Source organism: Alteraurantiacibacter lauratis (assembly GCF_037154155.1).
Classification (GTDB): Bacteria; Pseudomonadota; Alphaproteobacteria; order Sphingomonadales; family Sphingomonadaceae; genus Alteraurantiacibacter; species Alteraurantiacibacter lauratis.
Map to the genome: position 1 here is coordinate 1 of NZ_JBANRN010000001.1, position 12,696 is coordinate 12,696.

Sequence of the window (12,696 nt, forward strand, 5' to 3'; positions counted from 1 at the left end):
AGCTCGCCAGAAACTTCCTATCCGCCGTATGCCTTGCCGCCGCCGTGGCTTTCTGGCTCTGATTGAGTCTCGACCCTAGCGGCGTTTGCCCTCGGCGGCGGCACCACGGGTCTCTATCTGCTCTATTTCTTGCTGACTGAACCGACCGTGGCAAAGGTAGTGGGCAATCACATCGACTATGTTTCTCCACACTTTTACGCCGCGACGGTGCTCACTCTGTATGTTTTGGCGACCTGTGGGAGTTCGCTAGCGTCCAGCTATCGCCGAGTTCGTTGGTTTGGTATCGCGACGTTTGTGTCCTTGGTTGCGGCCGGTGCGCTTTACCAGACCTGGTTTATTTCGATCTGGTGCTTCTTCGCAGCGGCGATCAGCTGGATCGTGTTGCTCCACTTCCTTGAGCCGCGATCGCCTGAGACGACCCGTCTGCCGGCCACGTCGCGCTAAGCCAGACGGGCAGTTCTTATTAATCTGTAAATGCGCGAGCAAGGCGCTGCGCGACGTCCATGCGAACCCCAGCTATCTCCTAACTTGTAGTTTTCGGAGAGGCTGTTCCTCCTGCGAGAGTAGGTCAGATGTGGGTGCTCAGCTGCCCTGGTCGGCAAGAATGCGACGACACTGATCGTGGGACAAGTTCATCGGGTTGCGGCCCTGCTGCTTCATCTCGGCATGGTCGTGCCTGACGCCCACGCCCATATCGCGCTCCATCTCCTGACAGGCCGCAACCTGCTCAGGGGTGGGCGGGACGGTGGCACAGGCGCCAAGAGACAGGGCCGGCACGGCCAGCCATACTGCCAATGACTTCATGTTCGTCTCTCCCTCTTCTGTTGGTATTGTATTGCCTGCGAGGCCTTTTGGCTTCCCGCAGGCTCAACATGACGCGCGGGCGTGCTATGTCCAGACGTTTTCTGTGCGTTGTCCTGCCGGCGGGACTTGATGATGGCTCTTCTCGGTCTCTGCCGCGCGGTGACTTGGGGGCAGACAAGCGCCTCCGGTGCCCACTGAAGAGCAAATTCGGACGAGTGCGACGGGACTGCATTCCTAAAAGAACAGAAATTGGCGTATGACGATGTGACAAGCGGCGAGGGGGATGATCACTTGCGAAACGCGCAATGCTCGCGGTCGACAACGCCGGGCGGTCCCGAGAAGCGGGAACGGGAGATGCTGGCGTGACTCGCCTCGGCGTTGAGGTCATGCACTTGGCCAGGACCGCGGTTCTCGTGGCTGGCGCGCTGATTATTGCCCGCCCTGCCGTGGCGCAGACGATTGCCGAGCATCCCCTCGGATTGAGCGAGGCGCTCCGCATCGCTGCCAGTGAGCGTCCGGAGCTGGTCGCGGCGGAGGCGCAAATCCGTGCGAGCGCACAGCGCCCGGCGATCGTCGGCGCGTTGGACGATCCGATGGTCTCAGCGTCGATAGATCACAAGCCGTTCGGTATGAGCGGCATGGACTGGAGCGTTACGGTCGAGCAGCGTTTTCCGCTGGGCTCGCTCCGCCGCAATCGACGGCAGTCCGCCCTTGCCGAGATCGAGCGCTTTCGCGCCGAGGCCGACGACCGCGAACTTGCCGTCGCGCTGGAAACCATCTCTGCATTTGTGATGCTCCAGCAGCGTAGGCGCTCCGCCGATGTTCTGCGCGAGCGGCTGGAGCTTGCCCGCGCCATCGTCGCGGCGGCCAATGCCCGTTATTCCGGCGGAACCGGCGAACAAGCCGACGTGCTGCGCGCTGAAGTCGAGGTCAGCCGGCTGGAGGCTCAGCTGCAGGCGTCCAGTGGCCAGGTACGCGCTGCGGAGGCCATGCTGAACGCCAGCCTCGGGCGGCAAGTCGACAGCGCCGTGCCGGCGCTGCGGCCGCCAGTCCTCGATCGCCCAGTGCCAACCTTGGCAGCCATCCAGGCGCGCCTGCCGTCGCTGCCCCGCCTTGCCGCCGGACGTGCCGAGATCGCCCGAGCAGAGGCAGATGTGCGCGTAATGCGCAATATGTCCACTCCGATGCTGACCGTACGAACGGGCCCGGCGTACACAATGTCCGAAGGTTATGGCGCCATGGCGATGGTCGGCGTCAGCGTACCGATCTGGGGATCGCGGCTGCGCGCGGGGGTTCGGGAAGCGGAAGAAATGCGCCGCATGGCCGAGGCCGATCTGCAGGCGATGACGCGTATGGCCGAAGGTGAGGCCGCGCAGGCGCTGAACGAGCTGGAAGCGGTGAGCGCGCTGCAGCGCTCTCTCCGCGACGAGATCATCCCGCGGGCACGTTTTGCCATCGAACCTGCCTTGGCCGGCTACGCCGCCGGTCGATTGCCGCTCGTCTCGGTGGTAGAAGCGCTGCAGACGTTGTGGTCGGTCGAGATGGAGCTGATCGAGGCGGACATGCAGGTCGGCCTCGCGTGGGCGCGGCTCGGCCGGGCGATCGGCTCGTTCGAGATGATCACCCTATGACGATCCAGGATCAGTGGTCGAAGATGCGGGGTCGCTGGTTGAAGGCCCCCGATCACTGGCGAGCGCCTGCGCTCGCCGCAGGGGTAACGGCGGCGCTATTCATCGTTGGAGGCGCGATTCAGAATGCGCGCGGAGGATGGCCGTTCGATCGCGGCGAACCGAACGCGGACGCCGTGACTGCAAACGCACGAGCGACGGCGCGGCCGGATCGGGTGCCAATCGAGGTGAGTTCTACGGACATGACTCGGCTCGGCATCCGACTCGTCGCGGCGACGAGCGAGGATACCGTCTCCACGATCAATGCGGTCGCTACCGTTGCTCTCGACGAATCGCGGCTGTCGCACGTGCACACCCGCGTCGCGGGCTGGGTCGAACAGCTCTACGTCAACACGACCGGCGAGTACGTCCGCGCCGGACAGCCGGTGGCGCGAATCTTCTCGCAAGAGCTGCTATCGTCGCAGGCCGAGTACCTCGCAGCGCGCCGTTTTGCGGCGTCCGGCTACGCCACGTCGGTCGTGGCGAGCGGCCGGATGCGTCTGCGCGTGCTCGGCATGACGGACCGCGAGATCGGCGCCATCGAACGATCGGGCAATCCGATCCGCCTGGTCACCGTCACCGCACCAAGCAGCGGGGTAGTCGTCAATCGCGGCGTGAGCGTTGGCACCGCGGTCGACCCATCGACCGAGCTATTGACGCTCGCCAACATGGGCAACGTCTGGGTCTACGCAGAAGTCCCGGAAACCGGGATCAGAGCCATCCGCCCCGGCACGCCGGTACGGCTCGATTTTCCCACCGTGGGAATTGCCTCAATTCGCGGTCGGGTGGAGTTCGTCTATCCCACGTTATCTGAGCGCACGCGCACTTTGCGCGTACGGCTCTCCGTTCCCAATCGAGGCGGGCTGCTCGTTCCCGGCCTTTATGGCACCGCGGCCTTCGAAGTCCCGGGCGGCCGCGGCATTGTCGTGCCGCGCGATGCGGTGATCGACACTGGCCGGCAGCAACACGTGTTCGTCGCCAAGGAGAATATGTTCGAGCCGCGGCCGGTCGTGGTTGGGCTGAGCCTCGGCGACCGGGTCGTCATTCGCGAGGGCCTTGCCGAAGGCGAGCTGGTCGTTACCTCGGGGACCTTCCTGCTCGACTCCGAAAGCAGGCTGCGCGCAACCGGCGGTGGCGGCGCTCATCGCCACGGATCGATGCCAATGCCCGAGGAAACGGCCGGGCCAACCGAGCCGGCCAGCCCGGCGCAGGCCGACCATGCCGGGCATTAGGCCGCACGGCTGTGGTTGAACGCATCATCGAGGCGTCTGCCCGGTACCGATGGGTGGTGTTCGGGGTCGTGCTGGCGCTCGTCATCTGGGCGTTGGACTCGGCTCGCAAGACTCCGCTCGACGCTCTGCCCGACCTCTCTGACCCGCAGGTCATCGTCTATACGGAGTGGATGGGCCGTAGTCCCGATCTGGTGGAGGACCAGATCACATATCCTCTCGTCAGAGCGCTCCAGAGCACGCCAGGCGTGCGCACGGTGCGCGGCTACTCGATGTTCGGAATGAGCTTCACTTATGCGATCTTCGAGGATGGCACCGACATTTATTGGGCGCGCACTCGCGTGCTCGAACAGCTGGGGCGGGCGCAGCAGCTATTGCCTGCGGGAGTTTCCCCGACCCTGGGCCCTGACGCCAGCGGGGTCGGCTGGGTCTATCAATATGTGCTGCAGGATACCACTGGCCGCCTCGAGCTCGCCGAACTTCGGGCGCTGCAGGACTTCGTGGTTCGACCCGCTCTCCAGGCGGCGCCCGGTGTCGCCGAAGTCGCCTCGATCGGGGGTTTCGAGCGCCAGTATCAGATCCTCGCCGATCCGCAGCGGCTGGTGGCGTTCGGCCTCACCATGGCGGATCTCTCCCGCGCGGTGCGCGACGCTAACGCCGAGGTCGGCGCGCGGGTGCTCGAGCTCGCCGGGCGTGAATACGTGCTGCGCGGGCGCGGCTATGTTCGTGACCTTGCCGACCTCGAGAAAAGCGTGGTCACGGTCGGACCCGGCGGAGTGCCGATCCGACTTGGTGATGTCGCCACGGTGCGCTTCGGCCCGGAGATACGGCGCGGTGCCGCGGACTGGAACGCCCGGGGCGAGGCGGTGGGCGGCATAGTGGTGATGCGCATCGGCTCCAACGCGCTCGAAGTCATCGACGGCGTGAAGGAGGCTGCGGCCGAGCTTACGCTGCCGCCGGGCGTGCGGTTGGTGCCGACTTATGACCGGTCAGAGCTGATCCTCAGCTCGGTCGAGACCCTGCGGAACACGCTCATCGGCCAAGCCATAATCGTCACCATTATCTGCCTGGTGTTCTTGTTCCACGCGCGGTCGGCGCTTGTCGTGATGATCGTCCTGCCCATCTCGGTGCTGCTGTCGTTCATCGGCATCCGCTACCTTGGCCTCACCACCAACATCATGTCGCTGGGAGGTATCGCGATCGCCATCGGCGAGCTTGCGGATGCCACGATTGTTCTCATCGAGAATGCGAACACGCGGCTCGCCGGCGCACCCCCGGAGGCCGACCGCCGTCGTATCATCATCGACGCCTGCAAGGAGGTTGGCCGTCCGATTTTCTTTTCGTTGCTGCTGATCACGATCAGCTTCCTGCCGATCTTCACCTTGGCCGGCCAGGCCGGCGATCTTTTTGCTCCGCTCGCCTACACCAAGACCTTCGCCATGTTTGCCGCGGCGCTCCTGTCGATCACGCTCGCTCCGCCCCTGATGGTGCTGTTGCTGCGCGGCCGTTTTCGGGGAGAGTCCGAGAATCCGGTCAGCCGAGCGCTGACCCGCGTCTATCTACCGGTTGTCCGCTTCGTCGTGCGCCAGCGAGTTGCGGTTGTGCTGGCGGCCGCCTTGCTGATGATCGCGACCGTACCTGTCTTCCAGCGGCTCGGCTCGGAATTCATGCCGCCGCTCGACGAAGGCTCGCTGCTGGTCATGCCGACGACTTTCCCCGGCATCGCCATCGAGGATGCACGCCGCGCGCTCGAAGCGCAGCACAAGGTCATCATGAGTTTCCCGGAGGTGATCTCCGTGCACGGCAAAGCTGGCCGCGCGGAGACTGCCACAGACCCGGCCCAGCTCGATATGAACGAGTCCGTCGTCACGCTGCGGCCGCGAGACGATTGGCCCCTGCGCCCGATTTCTCGCTGGCACAGCTCGTGGGCGCCCGACTTCCTCAAGCCGGCGCTGCGAATGGTCTGGCCGGAGCGAGGCCGCTGGACCTTGGCGGAGCTTTCGCAAGCCATGGACGCAGCGCTGCGCATGCCCGGGTATCAGATCGCCATCGCGCCGCCGATCCGCACCCGCATCGACATGCTCACTACAGGCGTGCGGACGCCGGTCGGCGTCAAGGTGTTCGGCGAGAACCTGGAGGAGATCGAGCGGATCAGCGTCGCGCTTGAAGGCATGTTGCGCGATGTTCCCGGCACACGCAGTACCTTCGCCGAGCGCCAGACCGGACGCGAATACGTCGACATTGTGCCCGATCGCGACAAGATCGCCCGCTATGGCCTTACCGTGCGCGACGTGCAGGATACCATCGAAGCGGCGATTGGCGGCGCCAACATCTCGACCGCCATCGCCGGCCGCGCACGCTTCACCATCAATCTGCGCTATGCCGCCGACTTCCGCGGCGATCCCGAAGCGATACGCAACATCCTGATTCCGGTCCAGTCGACGGGACCCGCGGTGACCTACGGCGGCACCAATAGCGGCGCCGGTTCCAGCCCTTCTGCCGGGCCGATGGTCAGCGCCCCATCTGCAAGCGGCGATGGCATGGGCGGCGGCATGAGTGGAGGCAGCGGCGGCGGTGGAGGCGGCATGGGAACGCAAGGTGCGGGCGCCGCCATGGCGCCAGCGCCATCCAGCGCCGGAGCCCTGGCGGCGTCGCCCGATTTCATCGAGCGCTGGCGCCCTCCCGGAGCAGCAGTACCGCTGGGGCAGATCGCCGACGTGAGCGTGGTCACCGGTCCGCCGATGATCAAGGACGAGAACGGAGTGCTGGTCGGCTATGTCTATGCCGACATCGATCCCACCGCGCGCGATCTCGGCGGCTGGGTCGACGAGGCCAAAACGCTGGTTGAATCGCGCCTGGTCTTGCCGGCTGGCTACAGGCTTGAGTGGACCGGCCAGTATGAGTTCCTGGCCGAAATGGAAGCGAGGCTCCGCTACGTGCTTCCGCTCACCTTGCTGCTGATCGTCGGGCTTCTGTTTCTCGCGACGCGTGGCTGGATGCAGACCTTTCTCGTTCTCGCCAGCCTGCCCTTCGCCATCGCCGGCAGCGTCTGGCTCCTGGCCGCCATGTCTTACAATATGTCTGCTGCAGTATGGGTCGGGATCATAGCCGTTGCCGGCGTTGCCGCTCAGACTGGAATCGTCATGATCGTCTACCTCGACGAGGCCTTCGAGCGCCATCTGCGGGAGGGTCGAATCCAGGCACCGGAGGACGTCGACGCTGCCATCATCGAAGGGGCTGCCATGCGGGTACGGCCGCTTGTCATGACCGTGGCGACCACCGTGCTCGGGCTGATGCCGCTCCTGTGGGAGGCGGGCGTCGGCGCGGACGTCTCCGCCCGCACGGCAGCGCCCGTCGTGGGCGGCCTTTGGTCATGCATGGTTCTGACGCTGCTCGTGCTGCCGGCTGCATACTCGATCTGGCGTCGGCGCCAACTGGCCACTCACGCGACGCCTGTCGCGGCCCCGGCGTCGTAGGGCGACAGAGCCCGCGTGCCTGTGCATATCGATGATCTCCTCGCCCGAATGCAAGCGGGCCTCGCTCAGGCGCATGTCTCGTGCTGACTCGTCGGCAACGCTCGCTGACCTGCACTGCGGCGGTGCAAGCCGTTCGACCGCTGCCGCTCGCTGAAGCCGCGACGGAGGCGCCGATGGTGCCACGCCTGAGAACCCGACGACGGTGTGGGCGTCATGGAAGGTGACCCATCTCCTGTCGGCCAGGATTGGTCGCTGCACGAGGCGGTGGCCGTCGCCGGCGCGCTCGCCGTGGACCCTCTCGTGGGCCTCTCCCCGATGGTGGCCGTCCGGCGGCGAGCTGAGTATGGGCCAAATGAGCTGCGCTCAGTCGAAACCCGACCGTGGTGGCGCCGATTCCTCGGTCAATTCCAAAGCTCCCTGATTTACCTGCTGGTCGGTGCGGTGATCGTTGCCCTCGCGGCGTGGTGGATCGAGGGAAGCGGGGGATGGCCGGTCGATGCGCTGGTCATTGCGGCAGTGCTGCTGCTCAACGCGACTCTTGGTTTCGTCCAGGAGAGCAAGGCGGCCAATGCCGTCGCCGCGCTGGGGCGGATGACAGCGGTGATGTCGTCCGTGCTGCGCGATGGTCGACGCCAGCGCATACCCAGCGCAGAGCTTGTCCCCGGCGACCTGCTTCTGCTCGACGAAGGCGACGCCGTGGGTGCGGATGCCAGGCTGCTGGCGGCAGCCGCGCTGCGCGTTCAGGAAGCGTCGCTGACGGGCGAGAGCGAGCCCGTGTTGAAGGATCCGGCCCCCCTGGGCGCACCGGCACCGGTCGCAGACCAGACATCGATGGTCTTCAAGGGCACGGCGGTGGTGCAGGGGAGCGGACGCGCGATTGTCACCGCCACCGGGATGGCGAGCGAGATGGGCGCGATCGCCAAGCTGATTGACTCGACGCGCGAGGAACCGACGCCGCTGCAAACCGAGGTAGCGCGGATCGGCCGCATGCTTGGCGTTGCCGTGGTCGTTATCGCGCTCATTGTCGTAGCGACGATTCTGGCCTTGTCCGAGATCGGCGACATTGGCGACGTCGCAGCCGTGCTGCTGTTGGCCGTTTCGCTGGCGGTGGCCGCCGTGCCGGGGCGCAGGTGAAGCACGCGCGTAGGTGCGGACATCGCGCGCCCGGTTCCCGCGCTGGCGCCGTGCACCGCACGAAGCCAGACGTCGCGATCGCGAAGCGTCACCGGCACGAACGCGAAGGCCGGGCTGGTCACTCCTTCGTAGAGCTCGACTTGCCGGAGCAGGCGCCCGTCGGCGCCGCGCATCACCACATAGAAGCGCCCGCTCGCCGCCGCGATCTCAGGCGGGCTGCAACTGTTCATCGCCATCGGCGGCGCTGGGCCATCCTGCGGGAACAGCCGGCCGGGGCGTTCTTCGTTATAGGGGAATGCGGTCACGCGCCCGTCGTCGCGCGTGAAATGCTCCAGCGGCGCGTTGAAGACGCGCTCGGCGTCGGCGCTCAGCGTGATGCCCGTTCCGAACAGGCTGAAGCGGTCCGCCCCGTTGCCCTTGAGCCGCGCGATGCTTCTGAGCGTTAGTATCCCGGTCGGCGGCTCACCCATCGGGCGGGTTCCGTCGTCCTCGACTAGGACCAGATCGACGTAAGCGGCCTGTTCGACCATGCGCCGGGCGAAGAACTCAGCCGTGGTGTGGCCGACCTGTTCAGGCGGCTCATACTGGCAAGCCAGCGCAGAGGCTGGAAGCGAGACGGCCACGGCCGCGGCGAGAACAGGGAACCACGTCCGGATCATCGGTCGACCAGCCCCGCATCGATCAGCGCCGCCTGCAGCGGCGCAAGCTGCGCGCGCAGCTCGGCGAGCGCGATCGGCTTCTGGTCTAGAAACGGCGCCTGCGCTTCGCCGCCCCGAACCGGCTGCGGCCTGGCGATGGTCATCGGTGTGTACCAGCGGTGATCCCGGCGCGCTGCGCCTTCGCCGCCGTAGATGAACGCCATGCGTTCGTACTGGGCGTCGTTGAGGAACAGCAGCCACTGCCCGCCGGCCTCGAGCGAGCCGGGCAGGCCGGGCAGGACCAGCGGCTCCTCGTTGCTTTGCGCTACCGCCCCGTCCGCTTCTTCGCCCGACACCAGGCGGGTTCTGAGCTCCTGGCCCGGCTTGGCGTCCCCCTTGAAAGTCTCGACCACGCGCCATGTAGCCGAAGAGCGGAACCCGTCGCGACCTGGATCGCGCGGGTCGAGAGACACGAGCTCGGCGACGACAACCTGGCGCGCGAGCAGCGCCTTCGTCAGCCAGGTCGCTCGTCCGTTGATCGCATCGAGAGCGTCGACCGGGTCGAACCCGCGTTGCTTCAGCGCGGCGATTTCACGCGCGGTCTGCCCGTAGCCGACCAGGAACTGCGCCATCTGCAGCGAGCCGGCCCGGCTTGGCCGGGCATAGCGAACCGGCCTTTCGACCTCGGGTGCGCCGGGAGGTCCCATCGGCGGTTCGTGGACCGGCAGCTCGGTCGTTTCCACCAGCTTGCGGATCTCTGCAAAATCCGGCGCGGCCTCGAGCGGCAGCCATATGTCATCGGGATCGCGACCGCGCATCCGGTCGTGCTCGACGAGCGGCTGCGCGGGATCGAACTCGATATGGGTGATGGCGGGAAACCGGATAGACCCGGCTGCCCCGGCCGCCGAAAGCGCACGAGGATCGGCAGGGCGCAGGTGCACGACCCCCTGCAGCGAGTCGGCCGAAAGCTGCGCCTCCACGCCTGCTGCGGCGAGCTGGCGCTCGAGCGAGGCGCGTGCGCTTTCGAGCGCGTATTGCCCCACCGGCGCGACTTGCGCGGTAATGTGCGCCCGAAGCGCCGCTGGAATGAGCGCAGCCGGCTCGACAGCGGCGGTGTGGAACAGGTGGGCGGTGCCGCGTTCGACATCGACGTAAGCGCCCGCGACTACGTCGCCGCGCGTCGCGAGGAGCTCCTCGCGCCACGCCTGCAAAGCAGGAACACGCGCCAGGTCGGCAGCGAAGTCGCGTTCGGCCGCGGCACGGCTGCCGAGTTCGCGCTGGCGTTCCTGGATCGCCCGTTCGCCCTCTTCCGCCTGCCATGCCGCGCGCGCCGTGTAACCCCGCACGACGTGGTAGGGACCGGGGCAGCCCTCGGTGCCGACGAGATCGTCCGGCACCCGGTCCTCGCCCGGCTGCAGGCCCATGAGAACGATGTCCTCGCCCGCCGCGATGCGGGTGCCGGGGAACCTGTCGAGCACGGACACTTTTGTGGGGTCGGAAAGATCGAGCGCGTCGTGCGCCTGCCACAACGCGGTGATCCGTTTGCCCTGTGCGAACTCGAGCTTGAGACACCCACCGTCGAGGACCAGCCGCACCGGCACGTCCTGCACGCCGACCAGCGTTCGCGGATACATGTCGGTGCGGAAGGCGAATTGTGGAAAGCTCCTTACCCGCTTGTCGCCCGGCTTCGGTTGCGGGGGCGCGGCGATAGGGAACGGCCGCGGCTCGACCAGGCGAACATGGTCCGGCAACTCGATGTCTCCGCGCGCCGCGGCGGCGCGAATCGATGCGGCGTCCTGGCCGAGCTGAACCTCGACGACGCCCTGCTTCTCGTCGGTGCCCATACTGGCCCAGCGCACGCCGACCCGCTGCAGCGCCTCGATCAAGCGCTCCTGCGTCGCCCTGAGCTCGGCGTGGGCGGGTCCGGGCCGGTCGAGCGGCACGAACAGAGGGTCCCTTGTGTACTTCGCGAGCGTCTTCGCGCCGTCGCGGGTGAACGCAACAACGACGCGATACTCGGGGCTGTGCTCGATCCACAGGCCGGCAAAGGTCGCCGCTTCCTCCTCGCGCAGGCGCGCGGCCACCGTGCCGATGGCGTTGGGGTCGGGCGCCGGCCGGGGGCCGGGTTCCGTCTTGGGGCCGATCGCGTCGCGTTGCTGGATGGCCATGCGCCGCTCGGCTTCCTCGACGCTGACGCAGTAGGTGCGCGCGTACCACGCGTTCTCGGAGAACTGGCCCTTGTAGTTCTCGATCGCATGGACCTGCTCGGCGGTGAGATTCGGGCAGGTTTCGGTCACGGAGGGCTTGTCCTCCTGCGCGAAAGCCGGGACAGCGGCGGCGAGCATCGCCGATACGAAGATCGCAGCGCGAAAGACCGCCAAGCTCACTGTCCACCCTCCTGCTCGAGGAATTCAGCCAGCCATTTGGGCAGCGGACGGATGTAACCTTCGGGCGTGCGGCACAGGCCAAAGCTGAGCTTCGTGCCGCGCGGGCATTGACTCGCATCCATGACGGGCGGGGGCGGGGCGTTGGCCATGAGACTGGCAGGCACCGGCGGAAAGCGGGTGCCATCGGGGCCGACCTGCGGCGGCTGCGCGGCCTGGCGCCGCTCGAGGAACGCCATCGCGGCCTCGGCCTGGCGGCGGCTTAAGCCGTAGCCTTCGATCAGATGGCGCAGGGCGTTCATGCGGTCATCCGAAGCGTGCTGCGCGTTGCTGGCGGCGGCGCTTTCCAGCCCTTCGATCTTGATGACCTTGCCGGGGCCGCAGGCGGCGTGAATCGGATCGACGAGTGTGGCGGTCGTCACCTCGCGGGGCGAGCCGTGGAACGAGACCGTTTCGCCGACGCGCGCATAACCAGGCGCCTCGGTCTGGCCATAGGCGAGATAGCCCTCGCTATCGACAAACAGGCTTGCGCCATAGGGAAACAGCACGAGCGCGTCGCGGTGCTCGGGAGCGCGGAAGCAGCCATCCCTGAGAACGACCTTCACCTGTGACTCGATGTCGTGCACGGGACCGGGCACACGATCATCGCGCGGGAAAATGCGCAGCAAGCGCGCGATCTCGCGCGGAAGCGCAGGGTCCGAGGCGGCAGCGCGCGGCGGAGCGACCAGCGGGACAACCGGCGCGGCGCCGAAGACCAGGTTGACCGAAGGTGGGATTTCGACGCCCTTGCGCTTCACCAGCGCAAGGAAGTCTTCGCGGCTGACGGCGACGCGCGCCTCGACCTCGTTGCGCCCGATGCCGGTAGACTGGAGCACCCTGTCGTCGCGGAAGGTTGCCCACATGAAATCGGCGGCCGCCATCAGCTCTTCCTGCGAGAAGCGCACCGTCTTGCCGAAGAAGCGGGGATTGTCGCTGTACCGCCGCAGCGTTCCCGGCCCCTCGCGCAGGAACTGGAAGACCACCGAAGGGTCCCCCTCGTTGTCGTAGTACACGGACACGAAGTTGCCCGCCTCGTCGCGCCTCAAGCGCTCGGTCAGCGCGTCGACGTCCTCCCGAACCGCGTTCTGGAAGTCGGCGACCCGCCGGAATTGCTCCTGCGCCGCGACCTGGTCCGGGGTGGGGGGCTCTGGTTCACCCGGAAGCACCGGCGCGAACGGCGCCGGCGGCGCGTCGATAATGGTGGCGTAGCCGTCCGCGCCGATGGTGGCGCCGCGAAGGGGCACGGTTTCGGCGGACGCGCTGCAGGCCGCCAGCACGCAGGCGAGCGCGGCACCGAGGCCGGCAGATCGGTTCATGGTTGACCC

8 protein-coding genes and 2 pseudogenes are annotated in these 12,696 nt (G+C 66.9%); 7 read left to right on the plus strand and 3 right to left on the minus strand.

The features are described from left to right. Positions 1 to 108: 108 nt before the first annotated feature. A pseudogene (locus WFP39_RS00005) lies at positions 109 to 444 on the plus strand (DUF6629 family protein); the annotation flags it as partial. A gap of 138 nt (positions 445 to 582) precedes the next feature. Here WFP39_RS00005 and WFP39_RS00010 read toward each other — a convergent pair. Continuing rightward, the gene (locus WFP39_RS00010; RefSeq protein ID WP_336917027.1) at positions 583 to 804 is read right to left on the minus strand and encodes a hypothetical protein; all 222 of its coding nucleotides are present in this window, start codon (positions 802 to 804) and stop codon (positions 583 to 585) included. A gap of 305 nt (positions 805 to 1,109) precedes the next feature. Here WFP39_RS00010 and WFP39_RS00015 point away from each other — a divergent pair, with 305 nt between their 5' ends. From WFP39_RS00015 to WFP39_RS00035, 6 genes and pseudogenes are all read left to right on the plus strand, one after another. Beyond that, positions 1,110 to 2,435 carry a TolC family protein gene (locus WFP39_RS00015; protein ID WP_336917028.1) on the plus strand — a complete coding sequence of 442 codons (1,326 nt, stop codon included), beginning with the start codon at positions 1,110 to 1,112 and terminating at the stop codon, positions 2,433 to 2,435. Beyond that, a complete protein-coding gene (locus WFP39_RS00020) occupies positions 2,432 to 3,703 on the plus strand; it encodes an efflux RND transporter periplasmic adaptor subunit (RefSeq protein ID WP_336917029.1) in 1,272 nt (423 codons plus the stop codon). The genes WFP39_RS00015 and WFP39_RS00020 overlap by 4 nt, the downstream gene beginning before the upstream one ends. A gap of 11 nt (positions 3,704 to 3,714) precedes the next feature. Beyond that, positions 3,715 to 7,176: an efflux RND transporter permease subunit gene (locus tag WFP39_RS00025; protein WP_336917030.1), complete on the plus strand. Its 3,462-nt coding sequence runs from the start codon at positions 3,715 to 3,717 to the stop codon at positions 7,174 to 7,176. A gap of 213 nt (positions 7,177 to 7,389) precedes the next feature. Further along, positions 7,390 to 7,614, plus strand: a pseudogene (locus tag WFP39_RS15210) (cation-transporting P-type ATPase); the annotation flags it as partial. A 3-nt stretch (positions 7,615 to 7,617) separates the two neighbouring features. Further along, positions 7,618 to 8,310, plus strand: coding sequence for an HAD-IC family P-type ATPase (locus WFP39_RS00030; protein ID WP_336917031.1), 693 nt, complete (start codon positions 7,618 to 7,620; stop codon positions 8,308 to 8,310). Positions 8,311 to 8,360: 50 nt separating this feature from the next. Continuing rightward, positions 8,361 to 8,756, plus strand: a complete 396-nt coding sequence (locus WFP39_RS00035; RefSeq protein ID WP_336917033.1) for a hypothetical protein — start codon at positions 8,361 to 8,363, stop codon at positions 8,754 to 8,756. A gap of 209 nt (positions 8,757 to 8,965) precedes the next feature. Here WFP39_RS00035 and WFP39_RS00040 read toward each other — a convergent pair whose 3' ends face one another. Both WFP39_RS00040 and WFP39_RS00045 read right to left on the minus strand, forming a co-directional pair. Continuing rightward, positions 8,966 to 11,335, minus strand: a complete 2,370-nt coding sequence (locus WFP39_RS00040; protein ID WP_336917035.1) for a hypothetical protein — start codon at positions 11,333 to 11,335, stop codon at positions 8,966 to 8,968. Next, positions 11,332 to 12,687 (minus strand): hypothetical protein, encoded by a 1,356-nt coding sequence (locus tag WFP39_RS00045; protein WP_336917037.1) that lies wholly within the window; start codon positions 12,685 to 12,687, stop codon positions 11,332 to 11,334. The genes WFP39_RS00040 and WFP39_RS00045 overlap by 4 nt, the downstream gene beginning before the upstream one ends. Positions 12,688 to 12,696 lie beyond the last annotated feature (9 nt).